Origin of the sequence: Legionella shakespearei DSM 23087 (assembly GCF_000373765.1) — a bacterium.
GTDB classification, from domain to species: Bacteria; Pseudomonadota; Gammaproteobacteria; order Legionellales; family Legionellaceae; genus Legionella; species Legionella shakespearei.
In genome coordinates this window covers 77,962-96,679 of the sequence record NZ_KB892393.1, presented here as the reverse complement: position 1 = coordinate 96,679, position 18,718 = coordinate 77,962, and the positions used below count along the sequence as shown (strand labels likewise).

Sequence of the window (18,718 nt, the reverse complement as noted above, 5' to 3'; positions counted from 1 at the left end):
AAAAAAAGGAGCTTGAAATGGGGTTGCATGAGGAATATGAGGACCAGTCATTTTCTGATTACAATTATGAAGAAGATGATATGGAAGACACGACTCATCGAAAACGAATCAAACGTATGTTAGAAGACAGGCTCGAACGTAAACGTTTGCGTGATGAGTTTAAAGACGATTTTGATGAGCTAAGCGGCGAATTTGATTGGGATGAACTGGATAAATAATTTCATCCATTCAATTGAGTTGCAGCCATCATTGTATTTTCCAGCAAGGTCACTATAGTCATTGGACCAACGCCTCCTGGAACAGGGGTAATCCATGCTACTTTATTAACTGCCTTTTTAAAATCAACATCACCGCGAATACTGCCATCTTCCAGTCTGTGCATTCCTACATCAATGACAACCTGATGCTCACGCAACCAATCAACATCGATTACATCCTTTTTTCCCGTAGCTACTACGACAAAGTCAGCTATACCCACCATCTGCTGCAGGTTTTGAGTGAATTTGTGACAGACAGTAACAGTAGCTCCTGCAAGCAACAACTCCAGACTCATCGGCCTGCCTACGATATTTGACGCCCCGATGACGACGGCATGTTTCCTTTTTACATCCAGTTGGTAATGCTGCAGCAAATTCATCACGCCTAAGGGAGTACAAGGCCTTAATAAAGGATTTCTTTGCGCGAGCCGGCCTAAATTATAGGGATGAAAGCCATCGACATCCTTTTCAGGTTTAATATGCTCTATGACTGTTCGTTCATTAATATGCTTAGGCAAGGGGAGTTGGATGAGTATACCGTCAATCAGTGACGAATCATTTAATTCGCTGACCAGGTGCAGTAACTCTTCCTGAGAAGTTTCAGCCGGTAAGTCATAAGAATGCGACGTGATGCCTACTTCTTCACATGCTTTGCGCTTATTATGCACATAAATTGCTGAGGCCGGATCATTACCTATTAATACAACCGCAAGTCCTGGTGCGCGTTTGCCTTCTTGTATGTGCTGGTGTACACATTGCTTTAACTCATTTCTGCGCAGAGTAGCCAGAGCCTTCCCATCAATCAATGATGCTGACATAACGACCTCATAAAACCTAATCGCATGAATTATGAATTATGGGTCATGCTAATGCAATAGAGCACTGCACTAAGTATCTTCTAATTCACGTAAATAATTTTTTGCCAGTTGATACGCTTTGGCAGCGTTATGATGCACTTCGGGACGCATGTTTTCATCTTGCGCTTCCATCTCATTAAAACAATCCAGCAAGAAGTCATTGAGCCGCTTGCATTTTTCCTCTTTGCTAATATCCATAAGGTATATTTCAATCACTTCGACTTCCCTGTTCATATCGGCCTCGACAAAACTGTAGGATATCTTAAATTATAGTTGAGTATTCATTAGACGATTTTAAAAATCCTTCCTTTACCAGCATAAATAGTTTAACGTTATGATAAATAAACATAATAAAAGGAGTTTTCTTATGTATCGTGCATTGTTACAGATGGTTGTTTTATCAGGCAGTCTTTTGTGTTCCTTGCTGAATTGTTCTTATGCGGCAGATACGGAAACAATTCTTCTTGGAGAAACATTGAGCCAATCAAAGCAACAGGAGATGACACCGAAACAGGCCTTGATTCGTTTGAAAGAGGGGAATCAACGCTTTTTAACGAATAAGCAATTGTCTCGAGATTACCTCCAGCAGGCAAAACAATCTTCTTATGGACAATTTCCTTTTGCAGTAGTGCTCAATTGTATGGATTCACGCAGTATTCCTGAATTCTTTTTTGATCAGGGTCTTGCTGATTTATTCACTCTGCGGGTTGCGGGTAATGTAGTAAACGATGACATCCTCGGAAGTATGGAGTTTGCCACTAAAGTAGTAGGCTCGCGTCTTGTAGTAGTATTGGCTCATACTTCATGCGGTGCTGTTGCCGGAGCCTGTAGTGGGGTAGAAATGGGGCATTTGACTGATGTATTACATAAAATCGAACCAGTTGTAGAACCCAGCATGAAAGAACTTGGTGTAAAAAACTGTGCTGATCCAAAACTTGTAGACACCATAGCCCGAAATAATGCCTTACATGTGGTGCAAGACATTCAGGCCAGAAGTCCCATCCTGCGTGAATTGGTAAAAAACAAAAAAGTAGGGATTATTGCCGGGATACACAACATCAAAACAGGTCAAGTCACCTTCTTTGATGAAGAGCGCTCAGTGCCTGAGTAAATTAAGAAAACCGGGCCGCGATCGGGAGGGAATAGGTACCCCCTTCGACGTGGATCGGGAAATGGAAAAGATGCGTGGACGAGCCAGGACTCGATCCCGTATTACGCTTCGCTAATACGGGCTACAGACCTGTAATTGGCACAATTCCGTAGCCTGTATTAGCGAAGCGTAATACAGGATCGCAGTGGCAAGATTTCCCGTATTACGACTGGCGCCTAATACGGGTTACACTCTGAGCTAAATCCCGTTTATATATGCCGCCTCTCCATAAATATAAGTAGCCTTTATGTTTTCCTCAGAACCCAAGGTCATTAAGATAAATAAAAGCTCAAAAATATCGTTCACTTTTTCTCTTCGGTATTTTAAATAAGGTGTAGCATCGGCATCAATCACGATAAAATCAGCTTCCATTCCTGGCTTGAATGTTCCAATCTTGTCATCGAGCTGCAAGGCCTTGGCGGCACCATAAGTCGCCATATACCAGCGGGTCATACTGGGTAATTTTACGCTGTTAAGCATGGAAACTTTATAAGCATCGTCCAGTACAGCAAACATGGAAAGGCAATTTCCAGCCCCCCAATCCGTTCCTAAAGTAATTTTATCTGTATATTTTCGTGTTCTGCCAAAATCAAACAAGCCGCTACCCAGAAAATTATTACTCAAAGGACACCATGACATAATGGCTCCAGACTTTTTGAACAGCTTTAATTCCTCATCGGTAGTATGAATACAATGGCCAAAAACGCTTCTATCCGTGACCAGACCAAAACGGTCGTATACATCCATATAATGTTTACTCCAGGGATAGAGCTTTTTCACCTCAGCTACTTCATTAATGTTTTCATCAAGATGAGTCTGAATGTAGCAATCGGGATTTTCCTTTTTCAAGGTGCCGCAGAGTTCCAGCATTTGTTCTGAACAAGCAAGAGCAAATCTTGGTGAAATACAATAAGAAAGACGTCTGGTATTATGCCACTTTTCAATAAGTTGTTTGCAGTTATCGTAATTTTGCTCCACCGAGAGTTTAAGGTTATCTGGAGAATTAATATCCATGAGAACATTGCCGGTTATAAAGCGCATATTTCTTCTTTTAAGTTCTTCAAAGAAAATATCTGAAGCACTGTAAAACAGCGGCCCATAAGACACTGCAGTAGTAGTCCCGTTTCTAACAAGCTGATCCAGGAAAAAATTTAAATCTTTTGTAGCAGTTTCATCATCAACATAAACGCTTTCTCCGGGAAAAACATAGTCTTCTAACCAGTGCAAAAGCTTTTCACCATATGCAGCAACAATAGCGCTCTGGGTGGCATGCTGATGCGTATCGATAAAGCCTGGGGTAATCAGTTTTCCCTGATAATCTATGAGTTTTATTTCTGCAAGGCTGGCTTTTAACTGTTCGTAATCACCCACCGCTACAATTTTGCCCGATTCAATAATCAACAGACCATCTTCTATATATACATAGTGACACTCTTCCTCTTTACTATTCTTTTTGTTAACAGGAACATTATTCATAGTTGCGGTGTCTTTAAAATAGAAGAGGGCGCCTCTGTATGCAGTTTTATCATTCATGTAATAACTCCTGTCACTTTGGTGAATAGCTGTCTTTGATAAAGTAAAGCGATAAAATCGAAATCAGGATGAAAAAGGGCAATATCCATAGATAAGTAAAGTAATTGTTTGATTGGGCAGTTATAAAAAGATAGGGCATAAAAATCATCAGGGTATTAAACAGAAAGACAGCAGTATTTAATACGCTGATGCTTACTCCTCGTGTCGCATCAGTTGATAACTCATTAACCATAGTATAAAAAAGCATGGATCCAGAAAGAAAAAATCCGATTAGAAATGAAATTATTTTTATAAAAATCAATGTATTTACATTAAAATGAGGAAGGTAAATTCCAGCGATAAGTGCCATAGTCCCCAGACACAAAGTGACATGAATGATCATGACTCGTGATTTTACTTTATTAGAAACCCAGCCAAGCAGAGGCGTTCCAAAACCAATCCCTAGAAAAATCGCGCCACTGATGACAACTGATTGCAGATTAGCTACTGAATAATAAGTCTGAATTGTAAAATACCAAAACCCGGCATAGGTCAGCAGCACACCAAAGGACGTTGCCGCAGCCAAAGAGCAAAGAAGAATTTGTCGGTTTTGAAAAACCAGAGCCAAGGATGCAGGCAGAGAGACATTAGCTGAATGCTTTTTGTTAGGCGGTGAACTGATGAACGTTAATGACAACACAAATACAGACAGGCCAACCAAGGATAGAACGCGGTAAATTTCATTCCAACTGTAATGGGTTAAGGCAATAGTAAATGAATAATGGATAACCGCAGCGAGAATGCAGGAAACAGCCTGGGTAAGTCCAAATAATATGGGAAACTGCTTTTCGGCAAACCATTGTGAAATAAGAACAGCTGCTGAAACAAAGGCAAAAGAGGCTCCGACTCCCTGAAGAAAATTAGCCGTAGCCAACAGGATTAACGAATCGGCATAGGATAAAAGCACATTTCCCAATGCAAGCAAAATAACGGCTGAACTTACTACATAACGCGGATTAAATTTGTCCAGTAAGAAGCCAGCAGGTATCTGCATGCAGGCAAAGGCAAGGATAAAGGCGCTCATGGCTAATGAGATACTGAAATCAGTTGCATGGAGTGACATTTTAATTGATTGGGAAAATACAGCTGAAGCGGTATTCAGGCAAAAGGCATATACGACAAACAGTGTGGTAATGAACCAGACGATATACCGATACATAGCAAGTCCTTTGCAGATTGCCTTTTGGCGATGTGGTAAATAAAGCATAGCACAGGGATTATTAACCATACTGCTCGCCGAATTTGCTTTAATTAAAGCTTTTGTGATTTATATTTAGCCATAACTTAATGATTATTAAAGATTTAATGAGCACCCTTATTGAATAGAGAGTTGGATAATGTTAATTTTTATAATAATAATAAAACAATCCTGCCTATAATTGGGTGCATGGAGCTCTGATTGAAAAAAACTGTTTTGCATGCGGCACTATTCGCCTTGAGCATGCCTATGTCTCTTTATGCGCTAGGCTTAGGTGAGATGACAGTCAAATCATCTCTTAATCAGCCATTCCTTGCAGAAATAGAACTAATTGATGTCAGAAGTACGCCCATTCCTGGTATCAAAGTTGGCATAGCGGATCCTGAAAATTTTGAACAAATAGGGATGGATCGTGCAGCAGTTCTTTCTCTGTTGAATTTTAAAATTGAAAAAAACGAGAAGGGTAAATTTGTTATCAAAGTTCAATCGGTTGAACGAATGACAGAGCCCTATATGGAGCTGGTTGTTGATTTGACCTGGCCAACAGGACAACTATATAAAGCCTATACAGTCTTGCTGGATCCGCCGGGTTACCAACTGACAACTACAATAGCTCAAAGCAGTACCACCCATTATAAAAAAGTAAATCATTATTCTAATGAGCCTGGTGTTATCGACAAGGCTATTGTCAGCACCGTAGAGCATAATCCTGTGACCAAGAACGACGGTAAGAAAAAGACGACTTACGGTCCTACAATCACCAATGAGAATGTGTGGCAGATAGCGCAAAGATACAAAACTTCTGCAGTAATACTTCCTCAGGTAGTCCTGGCAATCGTTGGTGCGAATCCGGAAGCCTTTAAAGACGGTAACTTAAACGGATTAAAAGTAGGCGTGCGCCTTAATATTCCCTCCACAGAAGAAATCATGCAGGTGCCTGCAGATTTGGCTACGGAAGAGGCCATGGCGCATGATAAGGCATGGAATGAAAAGACAGCAATCAATCATGTGTTGAATCCTCCCTACATGACCGGGCAAAGCAATAATACGCCTCCTGCTCAGCCAGTACCCCAGAATAACGACGTATCGAGCATACCCAAGTTGACTATGCAGTCTGCTGTTTCGGATCACATACATCAGCAGTTGATCTCGACTAATGCCGCAGTTCCTGTGACTACAGGAACTCAGCCGCAAATACAGAATCAAAAACCACAGAACAGCGAACAAGACGCGCGTATGAAAGCGGAGCTTTCTATAACTGCAGCGGCAGTAGAATCGGTACGGGAATCTAATGCTTTGTTAATGGAACAATTACGCCTGTTGCAGGAACAAAACAAGACCTTACAACAGCAATTGATAAAACGTGATAAAGATTTGGAAGCGATGCGTCATCAGATGGAAGTTCTGATGAAACAGCGACTGGCAGCGGCATCTCAGGCCAGTTCTGCAACTTCTGAGGGTTCTTCTTCCAGTTATTTACCTTTAATACTTTTATTGCTGTTGGCGGCAGGAGGCGGAGGTTTTGCCTACTGGTACTTCAAGCTTCGCCAAAAAGAAAGTCAAGATCCTTATTCAATAGATAGCAAGGAAGGGCAGGAATCATCCACCGCTCTGATGAAGCCTGTAATACCTCCGGTTGAAGATGTTTCCACAAAAACACAGATGATTAGTGATTTTGCCCCAATAAAATCATCATCTGAACAGGAAGAGCCCATTCCAACCGCAGACATCCGTGTCAGCGCTAAACAGGATGTTGAAGAGACTGTTCAGGAGGCTGCATTGGTAAAGGACGAAACACAAGCTGAAGTTTCAGAAATGACGGGCAAGTCAGCTAAAAAAGCCACTAAGAAAAAGAAAGAAACTGATGTTGAGTCCACGGTAATCCATATTCCTGAAGAGCCGGCTGTTGAGGAGAGCCCAAAAGAAGAAACGAATATTGAAGAACCGGTTGTGCCAGAATCAGAAGAACAGCCGATAATTGATGATAGTTCTTTAATTACTGAAAAAAGTCAGGACATCGATATTCCGGAATTTAAGGCTCCCGTAGAAGACAAGCCTTTAGAAATGAAACATGAAACCCCGCAACATCCCGAAAGGCCTCTATCAATACTCAGTTCTGTAGTTACTGAAGAGGATGAACCTTCTATCACAAAACCAGGGGATGAAGAGCCTGTTGAACATGACATGCTTGAATTTGAGAGTGGATTGCTTGACTTAATCCAAAAGAAACCTGCTGCAGAAACTGAGAAAGTAGAGGACAGTAACGAAGCTGATGATGCTCTGGATTTCGTCTCTCCGCAGGATGAGCCGTTAAAGGATGAGAAAGCAGACAAAGAAGTACCAGCTGAACCAGAACAGTTCGATGGAATAAACTTCGATGATTCTTCAGCTGATGAGCAACTGACAGAGATTGAGGACAGCCAGCCCGAAACTCCTGAAGACGTAAATTACGATACGGATCTGGATCAATCCATTACTGATTTCTTCGCTGAATCCGAGCAGGATAATATTATTGCTAAAGATACCATTGATATAGATGAAACAGCTGCGAACTCCGATTTGGATACTCTAAATGAACCGGCTAATCCTTTGAAGAGTACCAAGGCATTAAAGACTTTGCTGGATCTGGCCAAAACGTACATTGGCATGGATGATTTTGAGTCTGCACGCCATTCGCTGGATGAGGTACTGGAGTTCGGTACTGAGGAACAAAAGGAAGAAGCCAGGGGTTTATTGGATCAGATTAAGGACAAATAAGCCTTAATGTATGATTTTTCCGGCCTGCGGTTTAGCCAAAACAGTAGAAATGTAAACAGAGCCTATGGACAAAATAAATAGGGTATTATACATTGGCCTTTTTATCGGGAATATTGAATGCGTATTGCCTTAGTGGTCGAATACGATGGTAGCCAATATCATGGCTGGCAGGCACAGACGGGGCTGCATACAGTTCAACAGGTAGTTGAACACGCTTTATCGAAAGTAGCTGACAGTACTATCTCAGTAGTTTGTGCCGGCAGGACAGACACTGGAGTTCATGCGACAAATCAGGTTATCCATTTTGATTGTGAAAAAGAACGAAGCATAAGAGCCTGGATTCATGGGGCAAATTCCTTTTTGCCTAAAGACGTATGCGTGAAATGGGGCAAAGAAATGAAGGAAGAGTTTCATGCCCGTTATTCTGCCATCAGCAGACGTTACCGTTATGTGATTTATAATGGCGCCATTCGTCCTGCCTTGTTGCGCAGCAATGTCACCTGGCAGTACAGACAGCTGGATCATCGTCTGATGCACCAGGGCGCGCAGCTTTTATTGGGGGAAAATGATTTTACTTCTTTTCGGTCAGTGGAATGCCAATCCCGAACCCCTATGCGGAACATACATCAAATACAGGTAACCCGGACTGGTGACTTGGTTGTCATTGACATTACTGCCAATGCCTTCCTGCATCACATGGTGCGAAATATCGCCGGTGTTTTGATTGCTGTTGGTTCAGGTAAGCATCCTGTTTCCTGGGTCGAAGAAGTACTTAAGGCAAAAGACAGGAAACTGGGTGCAGAAACGGCACCGTCCTATGGATTATACCTGATTCAGGTAGGGTACCCGCCGGAGTTTTCTGTATTGCAGAATAACCCTGGCCCCTTATTTCTGTGGGAGAAATAATTGCATCCCTCTCGTATACGAGTCAAAATGTGCGGTATGACACGTAAGGAAGATGTAGCGCATGCCGTAGCTTTGGGTGCAGATGCTATTGGGTTAATTTTTTATGCAAAAAGTTCTCGTAATGTATCTATAGATCACGCCAAAGCATTACTTGATGGATTATCGCCTTTTGTTGCTGCAACCGCTGTTCTGGTTAATCCGGACCAGGAATTTGTTCAACAAATAATTGCTGAATTGCCAGTGACTTTATTACAGTTCCATGGTGATGAATCGCCTGAGTTTTGTAAGCAGTTTAAAATTCCTTATATCAAGGCTATTCATCCGGAAAGCAAAGAGCAGATTATTCAGATGGATAATGAATTTTCTGAAGCTCGGGCTATACTGTTGGATACCGCTTCGGGAAACATGAGAGGTGGGACGGGATTAACATTTGATTGGCACATTATTCCTGAAAAGAGAAAGCATCCATATATTCTGGCCGGTGGTTTGAACCAGCTAAATCTGAACGAAGCGGTAAGGACTTGCAAACCTTATGCAGTGGATGTATGCAGTGGCATTGAAGCTTCTCCGGGGATAAAAGACCATTTTAAAATGAGTCAATTTACAAAAGCATTGTGGGGACAGAATGAGTAAAAAAGAACTACCAGATGAACATGGGCATTTTGGCCCTTATGGCGGTGTTTTTGTAGCAGATACCTTGATGTATGCATTAAATCAATTGGAGCAAGCTTACAGTAAATATCGTACTGACCCTGATTTTATCGCAGAGCTGCGTGCGGAATTAAAAGATTATGTGGGTCGCCCTAATCCTTTGTACCATGCCGAACGGTTAAGCAAGCATGTTGGCGGTGCACAAATCTATCTCAAAAGGGAAGATTTAAACCATACTGGGGCTCACAAGGTTAATAATACCGTTGGGCAAGCCTTGTTGGCCAAACGTATGGGCAAAACCCGAATTATTGCCGAAACAGGTGCCGGACAACATGGTGTTGCTTCCGCTACAGTCGCTGCGAAACTTGGGTTTGAATGCGTTGTTTATATGGGTTCAGAAGATATAAAGCGCCAATCAAGTAATGTCTATCGCATGAAACTTTTGGGTGCTGAAGTGGTTCCTGTTACTTCCGGATCCAAAACGCTTAAAGATGCTTTGAATGAAGCAATGAGAGATTGGGTAAGCCATGTTGATGATACCTTTTATATTATAGGTACTGTTGCAGGCCCTCATCCTTACCCGCAAATGGTCAGGGATTTCCAGGCTATTATTGGTGAAGAAGCGAAAGCACAATGCCTGGAAAAAACCGGCAGGCTCCCTGATGCTCTTGTTGCCTGCGTAGGTGGCGGCTCTAATGCTATTGGTTTATTTTATCCGTTTTTAAACGATCAGTCGGTTGCCATTTATGGTGTTGAAGCAGGCGGTAAGGGACTGGAAACAGGTGAACATTCAGCATCGCTTATAGCAGGAAAACCAGGCGTGTTACACGGTAATCGCACCTATTTGCTTTGTGATGAGAATGGACAAATCAAAGATACCCATTCCGTTTCAGCAGGTCTTGATTATCCAGGAGTAGGGCCAGAACACGCTTATCTGAAAGATACAGGGCGGGTAAGTTATCAGGCTATAAACGATGATGAGGCCTTAAGTGCTTTCAGAACGTTAACCCGTGTGGAAGGTATTATTCCCGCCCTTGAATCCAGCCATGCCTTGGCTTATGCAATGAAACTGGCTAAAACCATGACTGAAGATCAATGCATTATTGTGAACTTGTCTGGACGGGGCGATAAAGACATGCACACCGTCGCAGCTATAGATAACATTAATGTTTAAATAAACAACTGGAATTTCAGGTACATTATGAACCGTATTGATAAAACTCTGGCAAAACTAAAAGCCAATAATAAAAAAATGCTGAGCCCTTATATTACAGCAGGTGATCCTCATCCTAAAATGACTGTTGCCTTGATGCATGAACTGGTTGATTCTGGCGCTGATATTCTGGAGCTTGGTATTCCTTTTTCTGATCCTATGGCAGAAGGCCCTGTGATTCAGCATGCAATGGAACGTGCACTGGCACACTCGATTACCTGCCATGATGTGTTAAACATGGTTAAGGAATTCCGTGAGCAAGACCAAAACACTCCCGTAGTGGTTATGGGGTATTTGAATCCTATAGAGCAATACGGTTATGATCTTTTTGCCCAGCACGCAGTAGAAGCCGGGGTAGATGGTACCATCCTGGTGGATTTACCACCAGAAGAAGGTGCAGGCGTGTACAGAGTGTGGCAGAAGCATGGGTTACAGAGTATTTATCTGTGCTCCCCAACCACTTCTGCAGACCGCATGGACTTGATTAATCAGTATGCTGATGGATATTTGTATTATGTATCCCTCAAGGGAGTTACCGGTTCTGATGCACTCAACATTGCCTCTCTGAAGGCTCAATACGAACAACGTAAAGCGCAAACGAAATTACCGCTGATGGTGGGCTTTGGCATCAAAACAGCAGAAATGGCTTCTGATGTAGCGAGTTTTGCGGATGGAGTTATTGTTGGTGCCGCTTTAATCTCCGAGATTTTAGAAGCACATGAATCAAATAAAAACGCGCTGCACGCAGGTGGGGCTTTAATCAGTTCCATGCGCAAGGCAATGGATAACAATGGAAATAAAGCATGACAGACTTAATTGAAAAACGCTCACATTTTATCAGACAACTTATTACTGACGAATTAGCCAGCGGTAAGCATCAATCAGTAGCGACCCGTTTTCCCCCCGAACCTAATGGATACTTGCATGTGGGGCATGCCAAATCCATTTGCCTGAATTTTGGTTTGGCAGAAGAATTTAACGGTAAATGTTTTTTACGCTTTGACGATACCAACCCGATCAAAGAAGAGGAAGAGTACGTTAATGCCATCATAGACGATGTGAAATGGCTTGGTTTTGAATGGTGCGATATGACCCATTCTTCTGATTATTATCAGGAATTGTATGATTTAGCCGTGCACTTGATTAAAAAAGATATGGCTTATGTAGACAGCCTGTCTATGGAAGAAATACGTGCTTACAGAGGTACCTTGCAAGAGCCTGGTCGCGAGAGTCCTTACAGAAACAGGCCAGTAGAAGAAAGCCTTGATATATTTACCCGGATGAAGGCAGGGGAGTTTGCTGACGGAACTCATGTGTTGCGCGCAAAAATCGATATGAAATCAGGCAATATCAACATGAGAGATCCTGTTTTGTACCGTATCCGCCATGCTCATCATCAGCGTACCGGTGATGCCTGGTGCATTTATCCCATGTATGATTATGCCCATCCTATATCTGATGCATTGGAAAAAATTACTCATTCGCTCTGTACTCTGGAATTTCAGGATCACAGGCCTTTGTATGACTGGCTGGTCGATAATCTGCCTTTACCTGCCAAACCGGTGCAAACAGAATTTGCCCGTTTGAATTTATCACATACCGTAACTTCTAAACGTAAATTACGTGAATTGGTTGAAAAAAACATAGTAAACGGCTGGGATGATCCACGTCTGCCTACTTTACGAGGCATGCGCAAAAGAGGGTATCCGCCTGCAGCCATCCGTCAGTTTTGTGACATGATAGGTATTTCGCGCAGCGATTCTGTAATTGATATGTCTTTGTTAGAGGAGTGTGTACGCGCTGAATTTAACAGGACAGCGAAAAGGGCGCTCTGCGTTATGGATCCTGTCAAAGTAGTAATCGAAAACTATCCTGAAGGGAAAGTAGAATGGATAAAAGCCAATTTTAATCCTCAGGATCCCGATTCTGGAAGCAGGGAATTACCTTTTTCACGTGAAGTTTATATCGAACGTTCTGACTTTATGGAAGATCCGCCGAAAAAATACTTCCGTCTTTCACCCGGAGCTGAAGTGCGCTTGCGTCACTCCTATGTGATTAAATGCCATGAAGTAATTCATGATGATAAAGGTGAAGTAGTCGAACTTCGTTGTACTTATGATGAAAACACTTTAGGCAAAAATCCTGAAGATCGTAAGGTCAAAGGGGTCATTCACTGGGTCTCTTGCGCAGAGGCTTATCCGGTAACTGTTTATCAATACGACAGATTATTCCATGATGCAAATCCTGCGCGGGAAGAAGATTTTCTCCAGTTTTTAAATCATGATTCGTTACAAACCCAACAAGGATTCTGTGAGCCATCCATGGCGGAACAGGCCGAGGGTGAAGTGTTTCAGTTCGAACGCATAGGCTATTATTGCGTGAATAAGGTTGAAGCTGGCAAAGTACAGGCTTTCCATCGCGTGGTCGACTTGAAAGATACTTGGGGAAAAGTGAGCTAAGGGGCAGACATGTTACATTTATACAATTCATTAACCAGAAAGAAAGAACCGTTTGTTACGATTAAGCCCGGAAAAGTGGGAATGTATGTGTGCGGAATTACGGTTTATGACCACTGCCATTTAGGCCATGGTCGCTCTATGGTTGCCTTTGATGTGATTGTCCGCTTTTTACGTTCCCAAGGCTTTGATGTAACTTATGTCCGCAACATCACTGATATTGACGACAAAATTATCGCTCGGGCAAATGAGCGGGGCATATCAATCGATGAGTTAACTGCCCGTTACATTGATGCAATGAACGAAGATACCAGAGCATTGAATATTCTGCCTCCAGACATAGAGCCCAGAGCAACGGGGCATGTGGATACCATTATTCGCCTGATAGAGCGCTTGTTGGATAAGGGCAATGCTTATGTCAGTGATAATGGCGATGTGTGCTATCAGGTTGATTCGTTTCCTGAATACGGCAAATTATCCAATAAAGATATTGAAGGCCTGATATCAGGCTCTCGTATCGAAATCGTCAAGGAAAAGCGTTCGCCGCTGGATTTCGTTTTATGGAAAAAGGCCAAAGCCAATGAACCTAGCTGGCCTTCTCCCTGGGGCGATGGACGTCCTGGCTGGCATATAGAATGTTCCGCTATGGCCATGCATGAGTTAGGGGAGCAATTTGATATTCATGGTGGTGGTCTTGATCTACAGTTTCCACATCATGAAAATGAAATTGCGCAAAGTGAAGCTGCTTCAGGTAAAACCTTTGCCAATTACTGGCTGCATGCTGGTATGTTGCAAATCAATGGCGAAAAGATGGCGAAATCAACTGGCAATTTCTACACTATTGCTGATGTATTAAAAGAGCATCATCCTGAGGTGATTCGCTATTTTCTCTTAAGCAGCCATTATCGCAGTCCCTTAAATTATTCTGAAGAGAATTTGTCTAATGCGAAAAAGGCATTGACCCGACTCTATCAGTCTATTAAAGATGTTTCTCCTGCTGAAATAGATGGAATGGATGAGTATTGGTTAAATCAGTTTAACGACGCGATGAATGATGATTTTAATACTCCTGTAGCTTTGTCCGTGTTATTCCAGCTAAGCCATGAAGTAAACAAAAATAATTCACCTGCTTTGGCAGCAACTTTGAAACACTTAGGCTCTATATTAGGTGTTTTACAGGAAAATCCAGCTTCATTCTTACAATCAGGCCTGGCTGACGAAGACAAGGCTACCATTGAGCAACTTATTGCAGAACGCCTGCAGGCGCGTGCTGACAAAAATTGGTCAAGAGCCGATGAAATCAGAGCAGAATTACTAAGCCAGGGTATTGAACTGGAAGACGGAGCGCAAGGCACAAGCTGGCGCAAAGTTTCTGAATAAATCGTAGCCTTGATGCAGCGGAGTTTAATCAAGGCTACAGTTTTTATATAGTGAACCAAATTAAAACGCCAAGATCTTTATTTGCCTATACTGAATTCCAAATGTATAATCGAAACTTTGTTGCCTAAAATTCTTCCAAACATTTTGATGTAGAGTATTCCTGAATGATAGATATTAATGACTTTGATAATCTGAATGACGATGCAAAAATTGCATTGGCAAAACTCCTGAAAAAAGACGATGATACCAGGCTCTGGGCTGTTGGTGAGCATGACGAATTAAAACTGGGCTTCAGAATTATCAAGCATTTCAGTTCAGACAAACCTCGTGATGGAATTCCTGGGCCACGCGTGCGTTATGAAGTGATCGATAACGAAGTATTTAATGACGAAGGTACATACGGCAAATACTATCGTTGCCGTTACACCTTATCCTTTGATAATGACGGCAAATTATTAGTAAAGAAACGCCAGGAAGGTCGAATCAGATTAGTCAAAGAACAAAATATCAGAGAAAAAACTGCAGAGCATTTGAAACTCATGGTAAGCGAAGCCGAGGCTATGCAACGCTCAGACACCTGGCACCGTTTACATGATAAACCGGAAATTTTTCATGCTAAACCCATGGTTCAGGTTGATAATAAAACATACATGATCATGAGAGAGCTGCCTGGCGTTCAATTATTAAAAATGATTGAAGATAATGAACTTACTTTGCAGGAGCGGCTTGACCTGTCCATTGCTTTATTAACAGCCTTAAAGGAGCAAGTTCATGATTTGGGATATGTACACAGAGACATTAAGCCAGATAATATTCTCGTTTATAAAAACGGTTCTCAATTTGAAATTTATATAATTGATTTCGGGTTTATTAAAAGAAAGGAATATTCTGATGCGAATGCCAAAATGGGCTCGCCTCCCTATGCTGCACCTGAATGTTATAGCACGTTCAATGACAAAACAGAAAAAACAGATATTTATGCCATGGGGCGTACTTTGATGTTTTTATGGGGTTACCGTCAACTGGATCACGGTAGGGACAAGTATGATGAGGCTTGTGCACCGGCCTTTAATAATCTGTTTTACAAACTCGATCCAAAACCCGGGTGTCACCGTGAATTAAAAATCATTTTTGAAAATATGTGTCAGCTTATTATGAGTCAGAGGCCAGATCTGGCTGATCTGCTCGAGCAATTCGAAGGTTTAAGAGCTACATTGGAACCAAACAGTGTCTTCACACCAACAGCACATGATGGAATATTCAAGTTTGATGAAGAAGAGGATGATTATGGAGGATATCTCGGATTTGGAAATGGCATTGAATAAGCCTGCATCAACGCAGTAATTGACAGGTGTTTGACGTGAATCCGGGAAAGAGGCAGTTTCGTAGCCCGTATTAGGCGTCAGCCGTAATACGGGAAATAAGTTTATTGCCACTTCGATCCCGTATTACGGCTGACGCCTAATACGGGCTACAACACACTAGATTCTATTGAGTTGCATTTTTAATAGGTGGATTCTCCGTTGGATAAGCGTTTATCCCTTCTGGAAATCCTGTCGTCAGCCCGGGAAGTGCAACTTTAGTAACATCCCAATTTTTATTTTGCATTTCTCCCGCCATCCAAAAACCAACTGTATTGGATAACATTTCACGTGGATCCTGGAGTGAATGTTTTAACCGTACCATAAAATCATTTACATCAGATGCTTTACTGTAAGCATAATCTCCGGGGATAGCCGGTCGATCGGGCAGGTATATGGTTTCCAAATCTGTAAATACGGCCTGAGAAATTTTGCTGCGATTGTAAATGCTGCCCCAAACTGCATTGGTATAATATTGATAGGACGCTTCAGATAAGGGATCTTTCCCAACATCTGCCTGCACCTGGGCATAGGGGGTAATAAGAATTCGGTCAGCAGGAATCTGGTTGTTAGACAAGGCATTTAAAAAGGGTACCATCCAATTGGTACCAGTAGTCAGGCCTGAAGAAACATTAGAACCCGCCTGGTTTCGGACAAGTACTTTGGCATGCGGCCAGTCAATGCTCAAATTAGCCAAATCATCATGAATTGCAGACATACTTTGCATGGCGGTGAGCATGAAGGTGGCTACCATGACGGAATTATAGGGTATAGGGTATTCTGCATTCCCGTTTAAAAAGTTTTGCTGCACAGAACTCAAATCAAAAGCAGCACCGTTTTGTACAGAAACAATATAATTACCAGCCATAGATAAAGCATAATCTATCATTGCCCTTATTTGATCTTTATGAGGTTGCCAGGCTTTGATATTAGCCTGATCCAGCCAGTTATTCTCCGCCTGGGCATTAAGTGCTCTCACTGCTTTAATGCTTTCGAGCAAGTCAGCCATGCCTGTTTTCCATGCGGGATCGCCATTTTGTTTTACCTTGGCCAGATAAGACAAAGCCGGACCTATATGGGATATAGCCGTCATTTCGAAAAAACCTGACGCCCTGTTGGTTCGCATAAGTTTTGAATAGAGCAATTTACGGTTTTGATCATAAATATAAACTGACGAATCAAGGAACATAATTAAGGGACCGTTATCGGCTTTGTATTTATCCTTTTCTGATTGAATTAAATAATCAGCTATGGTTTTTTGACCTTTGGGAAAATCACTTTCCTCTTTGCCAGTGAAGTCAAAATACAGATCCATAAACTGGGGAGGAGTGCTATAACCTGTTGTTTGATCAGTACTATTAACTGCAGCACTGAACAATAAAGTGCATAGCATTATGAAAACAACTAGGGTATGATTTTTCATTGGCTAACGTCCCTGAACGATTACTTAATCCTGAATGACTTCTATTATTACGATATTAAATAGCAGGGTCAATCCTTAGCAAATATTGGATATGCTTATGAAATTTCTATATGGTGCTGTAATAATAATTCAGCTTTGCTTCCCTGGGCTCACCTTTGCAGGCCAATTGCTGACTCCCGACCAGTATTTTGATACTTCTGGAGCCCGTGAATTGACTCCATTCACCATCAATGAAGAGCATTATATTGCTATAGCCCAGCTTGCCAAAGACATACCCGATACTCCTGCTTCTATGAATGGTGGTGATGCGGATGTGGACGTAGTTCTTTTGAAAAGGAAAAACGAGAAATTTGTGGAGTATCAACGTATACCTGGACATGGCAATGAAGGGGCTACCTATTTTACCATGGAGGGTAATTCTTATCTTGCAATACCTTCTGTTAACTCGGGTCCAAAACCTCCGTTTAATCATCATACTTATTCCATGCTGTATCGCTGGGATGGTCGTTTTTTCTATCCGGTACAACAATTTTATACTTTTGCTGCGAAACAGATTTATTATTTTAATATAGGAAAAAGACACTTTCTGGCAATCGCCAATGGAGTGGTCAACCCCGATAAAAAGCCTGATCCTGCACAAACCCAATCGATGATTTATGAATGGAATGGCAAACAGTTTATTCCTTTTCAAATCATTCCATCTTCCTGGGGATATTCATTCAAGTCCTTCACTTTGAATGGTACGGTATTTCTCGCTTTTGCAGATCATTTAAATCAGTCTACTCTTTACCGGTGGGATGGGACCCGGTTTGTGACTTATCAGCAGTTTAAGGGAAATGGCGGACGCGATTTTGATTATTTTACTATTGATCAGAAGCATTATCTGGCCTTTGCAAATATCAGTACTGATTCAGCAATTTATGTCTGGGATGGCAAGTTATTCACTCCGTATCAAAAACTGGAGGGGCAGGGTGGCCGCAGTTTTGCCTATTTTACTTTAGATAATGAGCATTATCTTTTTCGTATGAACCACATAACAGGCGGACGCACTAATCCTAAAACAGATTTGGAGTCGCCATTGTATCAATGGAAAGATGGCAAATTTGTTGTCGTCCAAAACATTCCGACTTTTGGAGGCAGCAAAGCGCATGTCTTTCATATGGATGGTTTTCTTTATCTGACTGTAGCAAACAGCCTGAGTAAGGACGTGCGCTTTAAAGTGAAGTCAGTTCTTTATCAGGTCACTCATGGGCAAAGCATAGAGTTTGGTTAGGGGCACAACCTTAATCCGGCCACGGCACCGGCTCGTAGCCCGGTCTGCTTGCAGCCGGGAACTGACGCTCGTTAGACAACCGAAGTCTTGACTAAATCTCCTGAACCGTTCGTGCTGAGAAGACGGTAACCCCGTCTCGAAGCAGGCACCAAGGCAAAAAGTTTGTGCCAATGCTTCGAGACGGCGCAAAAAGCCGCGCCTCCTCAGCACGAACGGATTGTGCGAGTGCAAAAAAAAGCTACTGTGTTATTCAGAACTGATGTG

At 42.1% G+C, this 18,718-nt stretch carries 16 protein-coding genes; 11 read left to right on the top strand and 5 right to left on the bottom strand.

Annotated elements, in window-relative coordinates; genetic code table 11:
* Positions 1-17: 17 nt before the first annotated feature.
* On the top strand, positions 18-218 hold the full coding sequence (locus B094_RS0106130; RefSeq protein WP_018576925.1) for a PA3496 family putative envelope integrity protein: 201 nt from the start codon (positions 18-20) through the stop codon (positions 216-218).
* Positions 219-220: 2 nt separating this feature from the next.
* Here B094_RS0106130 and folD read toward each other — a convergent pair whose 3' ends face one another.
* Both folD and B094_RS0106120 read right to left on the bottom strand, forming a co-directional pair.
* Complete coding sequence (gene folD / locus B094_RS0106125) at positions 221-1,075, bottom strand: bifunctional methylenetetrahydrofolate dehydrogenase/methenyltetrahydrofolate cyclohydrolase FolD (protein WP_018576924.1); 855 nt, start codon at positions 1,073-1,075, stop codon at positions 221-223.
* Positions 1,076-1,144: 69 nt separating this feature from the next.
* Positions 1,145-1,348 carry a hypothetical protein gene (locus tag B094_RS0106120; protein ID WP_026253907.1) on the bottom strand — a complete coding sequence of 68 codons (204 nt, stop codon included), beginning with the start codon at positions 1,346-1,348 and terminating at the stop codon, positions 1,145-1,147.
* Positions 1,349-1,481: 133 nt separating this feature from the next.
* On the opposite strand from B094_RS0106120, the gene B094_RS0106115 reads away from it, so the two are divergent.
* Entirely contained in the window at positions 1,482-2,225 is a 744-nt protein-coding gene (locus B094_RS0106115) for a carbonic anhydrase family protein (protein WP_018576922.1), read from the top strand.
* 237 nt (positions 2,226-2,462) lie between these two features.
* Here the strand turns inward: B094_RS0106115 and guaD are convergent, their stop codons facing one another.
* Complete coding sequence (gene guaD, locus B094_RS0106110) at positions 2,463-3,797, bottom strand: guanine deaminase (protein WP_018576921.1); 1,335 nt, start codon at positions 3,795-3,797, stop codon at positions 2,463-2,465.
* A gap of 13 nt (positions 3,798-3,810) precedes the next feature.
* Complete coding sequence (locus B094_RS0106105) at positions 3,811-4,995, bottom strand: MFS transporter (RefSeq protein WP_162263945.1); 1,185 nt, start codon at positions 4,993-4,995, stop codon at positions 3,811-3,813.
* A gap of 240 nt (positions 4,996-5,235) precedes the next feature.
* On the opposite strand from B094_RS0106105, the gene B094_RS0106100 reads away from it, so the two are divergent.
* From B094_RS0106100 to B094_RS0106065, 8 genes are all read left to right on the top strand, one after another.
* The gene (locus tag B094_RS0106100) at positions 5,236-7,791 is read left to right on the top strand and encodes a motility hub landmark protein FimV (protein WP_018576919.1); all 2,556 of its coding nucleotides are present in this window, start codon (positions 5,236-5,238) and stop codon (positions 7,789-7,791) included.
* A gap of 117 nt (positions 7,792-7,908) precedes the next feature.
* Positions 7,909-8,697: a tRNA pseudouridine(38-40) synthase TruA gene (truA, locus tag B094_RS0106095; RefSeq protein WP_018576918.1), complete on the top strand. Its 789-nt coding sequence runs from the start codon at positions 7,909-7,911 to the stop codon at positions 8,695-8,697.
* The gene (locus B094_RS0106090; RefSeq protein WP_026253906.1) at positions 8,698-9,330 is read left to right on the top strand and encodes a phosphoribosylanthranilate isomerase; all 633 of its coding nucleotides are present in this window, start codon (positions 8,698-8,700) and stop codon (positions 9,328-9,330) included.
* Entirely contained in the window at positions 9,323-10,522 is a 1,200-nt protein-coding gene (trpB, locus tag B094_RS0106085; RefSeq protein ID WP_018576916.1) for a tryptophan synthase subunit beta, read from the top strand. Before B094_RS0106090 ends, trpB begins: the two co-directional genes overlap by 8 nt.
* A gap of 27 nt (positions 10,523-10,549) precedes the next feature.
* Positions 10,550-11,368, top strand: a complete 819-nt coding sequence (trpA, locus tag B094_RS0106080; protein WP_018576915.1) for a tryptophan synthase subunit alpha — start codon at positions 10,550-10,552, stop codon at positions 11,366-11,368.
* Positions 11,365-13,020 carry a glutamine--tRNA ligase/YqeY domain fusion protein gene (locus B094_RS0106075; RefSeq protein ID WP_018576914.1) on the top strand — a complete coding sequence of 552 codons (1,656 nt, stop codon included), beginning with the start codon at positions 11,365-11,367 and terminating at the stop codon, positions 13,018-13,020. Before trpA ends, B094_RS0106075 begins: the two co-directional genes overlap by 4 nt.
* A 9-nt stretch (positions 13,021-13,029) precedes the next feature.
* Complete coding sequence (gene cysS / locus B094_RS0106070; RefSeq protein WP_018576913.1) at positions 13,030-14,397, top strand: cysteine--tRNA ligase; 1,368 nt, start codon at positions 13,030-13,032, stop codon at positions 14,395-14,397.
* Between the two features lie 164 nt (positions 14,398-14,561).
* A complete protein-coding gene (locus B094_RS0106065; RefSeq protein ID WP_018576912.1) occupies positions 14,562-15,722 on the top strand; it encodes a protein kinase domain-containing protein in 1,161 nt (386 codons plus the stop codon).
* Between the two features lie 163 nt (positions 15,723-15,885).
* On the opposite strand, the gene B094_RS0106060 is transcribed toward B094_RS0106065, so the two are convergent.
* Positions 15,886-17,181 carry a DUF5624 domain-containing protein gene (locus tag B094_RS0106060; protein WP_018576911.1) on the bottom strand — a complete coding sequence of 432 codons (1,296 nt, stop codon included), beginning with the start codon at positions 17,179-17,181 and terminating at the stop codon, positions 15,886-15,888.
* Positions 17,182-17,278: 97 nt separating this feature from the next.
* Here B094_RS0106060 and B094_RS0106055 point away from each other — a divergent pair, with 97 nt between their 5' ends.
* Entirely contained in the window at positions 17,279-18,454 is a 1,176-nt protein-coding gene (locus tag B094_RS0106055; RefSeq protein ID WP_018576910.1) for a hypothetical protein, read from the top strand.
* Positions 18,455-18,718 lie beyond the last annotated feature (264 nt).

Coding starts and splice junctions, on each gene's coding strand:
- trpB (WP_018576916.1), top strand. CDS start 9,323: ATGAGTAAAAAAGAACTACCAGATGAACATGGGCATTTTGGCCCTTAT.
- B094_RS0106105 (WP_162263945.1), bottom strand. CDS start 4,995: ATGTATCGGTATATCGTCTGGTTCATTACCACACTGTTTGTCGTATAT.
- B094_RS0106115 (WP_018576922.1), top strand. CDS start 1,482: ATGTATCGTGCATTGTTACAGATGGTTGTTTTATCAGGCAGTCTTTTG.
- B094_RS0106060 (WP_018576911.1), bottom strand. CDS start 17,181: ATGAAAAATCATACCCTAGTTGTTTTCATAATGCTATGCACTTTATTG.
- cysS (WP_018576913.1), top strand. CDS start 13,030: ATGTTACATTTATACAATTCATTAACCAGAAAGAAAGAACCGTTTGTT.
- B094_RS0106120 (WP_026253907.1), bottom strand. CDS start 1,348: ATGAACAGGGAAGTCGAAGTGATTGAAATATACCTTATGGATATTAGC.
- folD (WP_018576924.1), bottom strand. CDS start 1,075: ATGTCAGCATCATTGATTGATGGGAAGGCTCTGGCTACTCTGCGCAGA.
- B094_RS0106055 (WP_018576910.1), top strand. CDS start 17,279: ATGAAATTTCTATATGGTGCTGTAATAATAATTCAGCTTTGCTTCCCT.
- guaD (WP_018576921.1), bottom strand. CDS start 3,797: ATGAATGATAAAACTGCATACAGAGGCGCCCTCTTCTATTTTAAAGAC.
- B094_RS0106065 (WP_018576912.1), top strand. CDS start 14,562: ATGATAGATATTAATGACTTTGATAATCTGAATGACGATGCAAAAATT.
- truA (WP_018576918.1), top strand. CDS start 7,909: ATGCGTATTGCCTTAGTGGTCGAATACGATGGTAGCCAATATCATGGC.
- B094_RS0106130 (WP_018576925.1), top strand. CDS start 18: ATGGGGTTGCATGAGGAATATGAGGACCAGTCATTTTCTGATTACAAT.
- B094_RS0106075 (WP_018576914.1), top strand. CDS start 11,365: ATGACAGACTTAATTGAAAAACGCTCACATTTTATCAGACAACTTATT.
- trpA (WP_018576915.1), top strand. CDS start 10,550: ATGAACCGTATTGATAAAACTCTGGCAAAACTAAAAGCCAATAATAAA.